Source organism: Mesorhizobium sp. M7A.F.Ca.CA.004.06.1.1 (assembly GCF_003999135.1).
Lineage (GTDB): Bacteria > Pseudomonadota > Alphaproteobacteria > Rhizobiales > Rhizobiaceae > Mesorhizobium.
In genome coordinates, this window is the sequence record NZ_RZPQ01000215.1 from 1 (window position 1) to 7,915 (window position 7,915).

The 7,915-nt window shown below is 63.7% G+C and carries 9 protein-coding genes and 1 pseudogene; 6 read left to right on the forward strand and 4 right to left on the reverse strand.

Translation table 11 applies throughout. The annotated features are described in order from the left end of the window. The 4 genes and pseudogenes from EN906_RS15020 to EN906_RS15035 form a co-directional block, all read left to right on the forward strand. Positions 1-603: pseudogene (locus EN906_RS15020) on the forward strand (helicase); the annotation flags it as partial. A 16-nt stretch (positions 604-619) separates the two neighbouring features. Beyond that, positions 620-1,006: an RNA-binding S4 domain-containing protein gene (locus tag EN906_RS15025; RefSeq protein WP_023814308.1), complete on the forward strand. Its 387-nt coding sequence runs from the start codon at positions 620-622 to the stop codon at positions 1,004-1,006. A gap of 234 nt (positions 1,007-1,240) precedes the next feature. Continuing rightward, complete coding sequence (gene fdxA / locus EN906_RS15030; protein WP_127267257.1) at positions 1,241-1,579, forward strand: ferredoxin FdxA; 339 nt, start codon at positions 1,241-1,243, stop codon at positions 1,577-1,579. 367 nt (positions 1,580-1,946) lie between these two features. Beyond that, positions 1,947-2,528 (forward strand): CarD family transcriptional regulator, encoded by a 582-nt coding sequence (locus tag EN906_RS15035; protein ID WP_013529179.1) that lies wholly within the window; start codon positions 1,947-1,949, stop codon positions 2,526-2,528. Positions 2,529-2,703: 175 nt separating this feature from the next. Here EN906_RS15035 and EN906_RS15040 read toward each other — a convergent pair whose 3' ends face one another. Beyond that, positions 2,704-4,473, reverse strand: a complete 1,770-nt coding sequence (locus EN906_RS15040; RefSeq protein WP_127267256.1) for an ATP-binding protein — start codon at positions 4,471-4,473, stop codon at positions 2,704-2,706. A 129-nt stretch (positions 4,474-4,602) separates the two neighbouring features. Here EN906_RS15040 and EN906_RS15045 point away from each other — a divergent pair, with 129 nt between their 5' ends. Together EN906_RS15045 and EN906_RS15050 are read left to right on the forward strand one after the other, a co-directional pair. After that, a complete protein-coding gene (locus EN906_RS15045) occupies positions 4,603-5,262 on the forward strand; it encodes a response regulator transcription factor (RefSeq protein WP_127267255.1) in 660 nt (219 codons plus the stop codon). 144 nt (positions 5,263-5,406) lie between these two features. Next, entirely contained in the window at positions 5,407-6,024 is a 618-nt protein-coding gene (locus tag EN906_RS15050) for a LysE family translocator (protein ID WP_127267254.1), read from the forward strand. A gap of 182 nt (positions 6,025-6,206) precedes the next feature. Here EN906_RS15050 and EN906_RS15055 read toward each other — a convergent pair whose 3' ends face one another. The 3 genes from EN906_RS15055 to EN906_RS15065 all read right to left on the reverse strand — a co-directional run. Then, complete coding sequence (locus EN906_RS15055) at positions 6,207-6,977, reverse strand: amino acid ABC transporter ATP-binding protein (protein WP_127267253.1); 771 nt, start codon at positions 6,975-6,977, stop codon at positions 6,207-6,209. Beyond that, on the reverse strand, positions 6,974-7,654 hold the full coding sequence (locus tag EN906_RS15060) for an amino acid ABC transporter permease (protein WP_127267252.1): 681 nt from the start codon (positions 7,652-7,654) through the stop codon (positions 6,974-6,976). The genes EN906_RS15055 and EN906_RS15060 overlap by 4 nt, the downstream gene beginning before the upstream one ends. A gap of 138 nt (positions 7,655-7,792) precedes the next feature. Continuing rightward, positions 7,793-7,915, reverse strand: a 123-nt coding sequence (locus tag EN906_RS15065) for a transporter substrate-binding domain-containing protein (protein ID WP_127375239.1), incomplete at its 5' end; no start/stop codon positions are given.

Sequence of the window (7,915 nt, forward strand, 5' to 3'; positions counted from 1 at the left end):
GAGACTGAAGCCGCAGCGGAAGAAGAAGCCGCAACGGCCGACCTGGCGGCAAATGCCGCGCCCGCAACGGACGCCGCGCCGGACGAACCTGTGGCGGTGACTGAAGCAGCTGTCGGCGAACCCGCGCCGGAAGCCGAAGCACCAAAACCCATCCTGTTGTGGCGTCAGGGCCGCTTCGAACAGCGCCCGCGCAACCGCGATGACAACCGCAGGAACAATCGCCCGCGCAACGGACAAGCGCGCGGCCGAAGCGATGCGCCTGCGGATGCCGCCGGCGCACCGGCCGCTGCTGCACCCGGAGAACGCCCGGCCCATGAAGGACGGCGCGATGGAGCCGGCAAGCCGCGCTTCGACCGCTCGAAATTCAAGCCCAAGCCGCAGGCCGAAGGCGAACAGCGACGTGATGGCAGGCCGCAGGGCGAACGTCCCGACCGCCGCGAAGGCCGTCCCGACTGGAAGGGTGGCAGGCCTGATGGCAAAGGTGGTCCGCAAGGCGGCAAGCCGGCCTTCCAGCCGAAGCCGCGCGAGGAGCGTCCGGTGCGTTTCGATCCGGATTCGCCCTTCGCCAAGCTCGCCGCTCTCCGCGACCAGCTGAAGAAGTAGAACCCGGCTCGCTTCGATGGTTGCCGAAGGCCGCCAGCGCATCGACAAATGGCTGTTCTTCTCCCGCGCCGTGAAATCGCGCTCGCTGGCGGCGAAGTTGGTCGTCGCCGGCCGGGTCCGCATCAATCGCGACAAAGCAGCGCAGGCCTCCGACCAAGTCAAGCCAGGCGACGTCCTGACCATCACGCTCGAGCGTCGCATCTTCATCTGGAAGGTGCTCGGCGCCGGTGCACGGCGCGGCCCGGCCGAGGAGGCCCGGACGCTCTACGAGGATATGTCGCCACCGCCCGCACCGAAGGGCGAAGCCCCTCCCGATGCAATTCCGGGGCTGCGCGAGGCCGGCAGCGGCCGCCCGACCAAGAAGGAACGTCGCCAGACCGACCGATTGCTCGGCGAAGATTGATGCCTGGCGTCCAAAAACACGCAGTGGTTCTGGGACAACGGCACGCCTGAGGCGAGAACTGAGCCCGGCAAACAGACGCTCTGCGGGACATGACTGACTTCCGCCGGGCCTGCAGTCTGGAATTCCATTCCGGAAACACCGGCACCGTCCGCAATGGCTACCCTTGCAAGCGGTCGACAAAGGCGTTACCTGACGGAAAAAGCCCAACAAAATGGGACGTCCCGGAGCCGACCGATGACCTATGTCGTGACCGACAATTGCATCAAATGCAAATACATGGACTGCATCGAAGTCTGTCCGGTCGACTGTTTCTACGAAGGCGAGAACATGCTCGTCATCCACCCCGACGAGTGCATCGACTGCGGCGTTTGCGAGCCGGAATGCCCGGCCGACGCAATCAAGCCGGACACCGAACCCGGCCTCGACAAATGGCTGCAGGTCAACACCGAATACGCCGAGAAATGGCCCAACATCACCGCCAAGAAGGAACCGCCGGGAGACGCCAAATCCTTCGACGGCGAGGCCGGCAAGTTTGAGAAATACTTCTCGGCCGAGCCCGGCGAAGGCGATTGACAACACGGCCGCAAAGGCCGGTATTACGCTGGGTAAGAGGCACGTCACATTAACCGGCTTGACAGCCGGCGCTGACCTGTGGCCTTCGCGTATGCAGCAAAACCTTGATTCTTCCGACTTTTTGTGTTACATCAGCGAAACATGCCGGTGACACAACGTCGATTTATGGCGCAGACGCCCCAAATCACTGAAAGGTGAAAATCCCATTCGGACCAGAGCGATCTGGGCCAGGCGGTCGCGATGTTGCGGTTTGCCGGTCCGGCCTTTCCGATGGGTTCATCTGTTGTGCGGCTAACGATCGGCTTCCCCGATCGCGCGAGTTCGGACCGGCAGGACGCCGGTGCCACAACAAGGAGTTCAGGGCGTAATGGCAACGATCACCCCGCAGAAGAAGTCCACCGCTGCGCGTCACGGTTTCAAGACCGGCGAGTACATCGTCTACCCGGCGCACGGCGTCGGCCAGATCGTCTCGATCGACGAGCAGGAAGTTGCTGGACACAAGCTGGAACTGTTCGTCATCGACTTTTCGAAGGACAAGATGCGCCTGAAGGTGCCGGTCGCCAAGGCGACCTCCATCGGCATGCGCAAGCTGTCGGAGGAGGATTATGTCGAGCGCGCGCTGAAGGTCGTGCAGGGCCGCGCCCGCGTCAAGCGCACCATGTGGTCGCGCCGCGCCCAGGAATATGATGCGAAGATCAATTCGGGCGACCTGATCTCGATCTCGGAAGTCGTGCGCGACCTCTACCGCGCCGACAACCAGCCGGAGCAGTCCTATTCCGAGCGCCAGCTCTATGAGGCGGCGCTCGACCGCATGGCCCGCGAGATCGCGGCCGTCAACCGCATGTCGGAAACCGAAGCCGTGCGCTTGATCGAGGTCAACCTCAACAAGGGCCCTAAGCGTGGCGCCAAGGCCGACAATGAAGAGGCCGAGCAGGAAGAAGCTGCCTGATCCTTCTCGCCTTTTCGAGAGATCCTGCCTGAAACGATTGGAGGCTCCGGTTTGACCGGGGCCTCTTTTGCTTTTGGGCGGCAGCTTCGATGTTGATGATGTACTGCGCACCAGCGTGCTGCATCGCGGCTTGCCGGCGCGCCGAACCGTGGTGCCGTCCAGCGCGCATTTTCGTTTAACGTGTGTCCCCACTTGTCGCCTTGCCAGCAAAGCAGGCCGCAGCAATGGTTTCGCGCAATTCCTCGTCGGCGATCGGCTTGTGCAGGATGCGGCTGCCGCTGGCGCTGATCTCCTTGAGGCGCGAAGGCGAGGTATCGCCGGTGATGATGATGGTCGGGACAACGCGGCCGATATGGGCGTGAAGCGCACGGATCGCGTCGGTGCCGGTGGTGTCATTCTCGAGACGGTAGTCTGCGATGATCAGGTCGACCGGCGCATCGCCGGCAGCCAGCGCCGCCGCATGGGCCTTCCGTGCCTCTGCGGCGGAGCGGCCGGGATAGACACGATGTCCCTCCAGGTTGAGCAAGCGCACCATGGCATCGAGAACGTCGCCCTCATCCTCGACCACCATGATGCCGGCGGCACTGCTGGCCGGCGATGTCGTGTCGACCTCTAAGCGAGCTTGCACCGCGCCGGCCTTCGCGACGGTGATGGAAAACAGGGAACCGCGTCCGGACGTCGAAGCCAATTTCAGCGGGTGCCCCAACAGGTCGGCGGTGCGGCGAACGATGGCGAGCCCGAGTCCCAGGCCTTGCGTGCGGTCCCGCGCCGGGTTCTGCAACTGCACGAACTCCTCGAAGACCATCCCCTGCTGATCGGCGGGGATGCCGGGGCCGCTGTCGAGGACCTGTATCTCCACACATGCGCCGCGCCGGCGACAGCCCAACAGGACACCACCTTGCTTGGTGTAGCGAAAGGCATTCGACACCAGGTTGTTGAGAATGCGCTTCAGCATCATCGGGTCGCTGTCGACGCAGAGGCCGCTGTCGACAACGCGCCACGTAAGTCCGCGCTGTTTCGCCTCGGCGGCGAATTCATTGCGAAGATCACCAAAGAGGTCGCGCAGCGGCACCGCCTCGCTCGCGACCGTGACGATGCCCGCATCGAGCCGGGAGATATCGAGCAAAGCGTTGAGCAGCCCACTGAAGTTGCTGACAACCGATTTCGCCCGGCTGGCCAGGTCGCGCGCCTCGCCGGAGGGTACGTCGCCGCGCTGCCCCAAAACGGCAAGCGTCGAGACCAGCAGGCTCAGGGCATGGATCGGTTGGCGCAGATCGTGACTCGCCGCCGCCAGAAAACGCGTCTTGGCACGGTCGGCGGTCTGCGCCCTGTCACGTTCCTCTTGCAGATGCTCGACCAGCGTTTCGTTCTCCAGTCGCAGGCTGACGGTTTCGCGCAGCATGCGGTAGGTGATACGGCAGTAGTAGAAATTGATCGCCACCAGCGACGCGAGCAGGAACAGGAAGGCGCCGGAAATATCGCTTTGGGTGGTCAGGCAGCGCAGGGCGACCGGCACCACCGTTGCCAGGATGGAACCAACCAGCGCCGGCGGAAAGGCCGACAGAGACGGCACGGTGCCGCAGACGAGACCAGTCAGGACGATGACCGTGAAGGACAGCACGATCGGCGCCTCGGGCATGAATCCGACCCAGCCAAGCACACCCCACAGAAGGCCTGACATGCAGGAAAATGCCGTCGCCAGCCATGCCCAGCGCAAGATCGAGTGGCGATCCCGGGCGCGGCTGAAAAAACGGCGCGACGCCAGCACCCGGATAGCCGTCAGCAGATACAGCGCCGCTAGCCAGCCGATCAGCCAATGGGTGGAAACGGCCGTTCTCAGCACATAGACCGCCGCCATCGAGATCACGATGTTGGAGATGACCACGCCGTAGGAATTGCGATACAGGAGTCCGATCAGGGCCTGGCGTATCTTGTCTTCCTGCATCGAATCCCCCCAATTGCCCCAAGTATTCTCCGGGCGGTCTTCCCCGGTACCGTTGATCTACCGGCAACCTGTTTCGCATAAGTTGGCGATTGATCCATATACGCCGCTGCAGTCCTGGATGGTGCCCTGATGAATCGCCCGCTCACCGCCATACTCGCCGACGACCATGCCATCGTGCGCGAGGGGCTGAAGCTGCTCATCTCGGCGATGGACAATGTCTCGGTCGTCGCCGAGGCTGCGGATGGCGAGGCGCTGCTTGGCCAACTGCGAAGCACGCGCGCCGACCTTTTGATCCTCGACCTCGGCATGCCAGGCGTCGCCGGGATGCAGTTCATCGCCACCATCAGGACCTTGGCGCCACACCTGCGCATCGTAGTGCTGACGGCCAATATCGAGCCGAGGACGGTGCGCGCCGCGCTCAGTGCCGGCGCCAACGCCTACCTGACCAAGGACGGCGATCCCGAGGAACTCGGCGCCGCCATCGAAGCGGTCAAGAAGGGGGGCACCTATCTGGCGAAAACCGTTCGCTTCGCCGTCAGCGATATGGGCAGGGGCAGCGAGCCGATAGCCGCACAGGAAATCCTCTCCCCGGTGCCGCTGACGCGGCGCGAACGGCAGATCCTTCAACTGGTGGCGCAAGGCATGATCACGCGCGACATCGCCGAACGGCTGGGTATCAGCCTGCCGACCGCTCGCAAGCATCGCGAAAACCTGATGGGCAAGCTCAATCTCCACAACACCGCCGAACTGACCGCCTACGCGGTTCGTCTGGGATTGCCCGCCGGCTGACATCGCAGCCGCTCGGCAACGTCCCCTTAACCATCGGCAGATTAGCCAAGCCCGATCACGATCCAAATACGGCATCTGCCGTATGTTTTCGGCCTGACCCCCAGCCTACTCCTCCCACGGCTTGATCACATGGGAGGAGCCGTCATGCCGTCGCTGGATCTTTGGATTCCGTTCGCCCTCGCAACGCTCGCCTTCGCCTGCATGCCAGGGCCGGCGATTCTCTACATGACCGCGCAGACGCTGGCCCATGGCCGTCAGGCGGGATTGATGGCGGCACTGGGTGTTCATCTCGGCTGTTACGTGCACATCCTGGCCGCGGCGGTCGGACTCGCCGCACTGATGGAACACGCGCCGGTCGCTTTCTCGATGATCCGATTGGCGGGCGCCACATATCTCATTTCGCTGGGCCTTGCCATGTTCCTGGGCTGGAACCGGATGGGCGAGGACGGTGCCAGGCCGGCCCCGAACACATTCCGCGACAGCATGGTCGTCGAGATCCTCAATCCCAAGACAGCACTGTTCTTCCTGACCTTCCTGCCGCAGTTCGTGGATCCGTCAGCCGCCATTGCCGTAGGGTTGCAATTCCTCATCCTCGGCATCGTCGTCAATCTTATCTTCTCGATGGCCGACCTGGCGGCGGTCGGCATCGCCTCGCTCGCCGTTGGCCGGTTCACCGGCGGCGGCGCCGGATGGGTGATCCCCAAGACATGCGGTTCGATCCTCATCGGACTTGGCGTGGCGCTCGTCAGCCATCATATCTGAACCTGCAAATGAAAAGCCGCGGCGTCAGGGGAGAGCCGACGGTGAAATTTTAGCGGCTGCCGGCAGCAAGGGCCAGTATGCCGGAGGGCGGCTGACGGCCTGCTCGCGCACGGCAAGATATCCCGGAAACCGGCGCCCCTTTTGGGCCATCACCCGAATTCAACACACTCTGGGCCGCGCTCTTACGCGCCGCCGCCTTCCTTCTCAGCCTCCTGCTTCAGCGTTGCGATGAACCGCTTCGTCCGTTGCTGCTGCGGATTGTTGAACAGCACCGCGGCCGGCCCCTTCTCGACGACGACGCCGGCATCGAGGAACACCACTTCCTGGGCGATCTTGGAGGCGAGGCGCAGATCATGCGTCGCCATCACCATGGTCGTGCCTTCGCTGGCGAGCTTGCCAAGCACCTCGACCACCTCTTGCGCCAGTTCCGGGTCGAGCGCCGAGGTCGGCTCGTCGCAGAGCAGCACTTTCGGCGACGGCGCCAAAGCGCGGGCGATCGCCACGCGCTGTTGTTGGCCGCCCGACAGCGTCGCTGGCCAGGCGTCTGCCTTGTGCACCATCCCGACCTTCTCCAGCAGAGCCAGTGCCCGCTCGCGTGCCCTCTCAGGCGACCATTTCAACACCGTCACCAGCCCTTCCATGACGTTCTCGATCGCAGTGCGATGCGGAAACAGCTGGAAGTTCTGGAACACCATGCCAGTCTGCAGCCGCAGGCGCTGGATATCCCTGGCCGGAACCCTGCCGCCGGGGTGGAATTCGAGCGTCTCGTCGCCAATGCGCACCGTGCCCGAGGTCGGGATCTCCAGGAGGTTGATACAGCGCAGCAGGGTGCTCTTTCCCCCGCCCGACGGACCGACCAGCGCCGTGACGCTGCCTTCGGCAATGGTGACCGTCACGCCCTTCAACACGAGATTGTCGCCGAAGCGCTTTTCGATGTTGCTGAGGCCGATCATGAGCGCGCCTCCAGGAAGCCGCCATAGCGGTTGAGCCGGGTCTCCAACCGCGTCTGCAAGGCCGACAGCACCGAACTCAGCGCCAAATAGAGGATCGCCGCCTCGACATAGAGGATCAGCGGCTCATAGGTGGTGGCGACGATGCGCTGCGCCGCCTGGAACATCTCCGGCACGGTGATGGCGGCGGCCAGCGACGTGTCCTTGACCAGCGAGATGAAGGTGTTGGAGAGCGGCGGCACCGCGACCCGGCCGGCTTGCGGCAGAATGGTACGCCGCATCGCCTGGCCCCAGGTCATGCCGATCGAATAGGCGGCTTCCCACTGGCCTTTCGGCACCGAGCCTATTGCCGCGCGGATGATTTCCGACGTGTAGGCGCCGATGTTGAGCGTGAATCCGATCAACGCCGCCGTGAAGGCGTCGAGCAGGATGCCGACCGACGGCAGGCCGTAGAAGATGAGGAACAGCTGCACCAAAAGTGGCGTACCCCGGAAGATCCAGACATAGAAGCGCACAAGCGCGACCAGCGGCTTGGGGCCGAACAGCCGGGCGAGTGCAGCACCCAACCCAACGGCCAGCCCCAAGGCGAAGGACAACAGCGTCAGCGGCACGGTGAAGATCAGCGCCGCCCACAGCAGCGAAGGCAGCGACTCCAGCATCAGTTGCAGCCAGTGCGGCACGTATGACCCTCCAGATTGGTCGAAGCAGCTTGGTCAAGGCGAGAATGCGTCTGCCATATCACGACAAAAGCGGCGGGCCGTCAAAGACGGCTCGCCGCTCTATGTGTCTCATGGCCGCGGAGCGGCTCGCCTCGTAGATTACTTCGAAACATCCTGGCCGAAATAGGTGTCGGCGATCTTCTTATAGGTGCCGTCGGCCTTGATGTCGGCCAGCGCCTTGTTGATCGCGGCGACCAGCTCCGGATCGCCCTTGCGCACGAT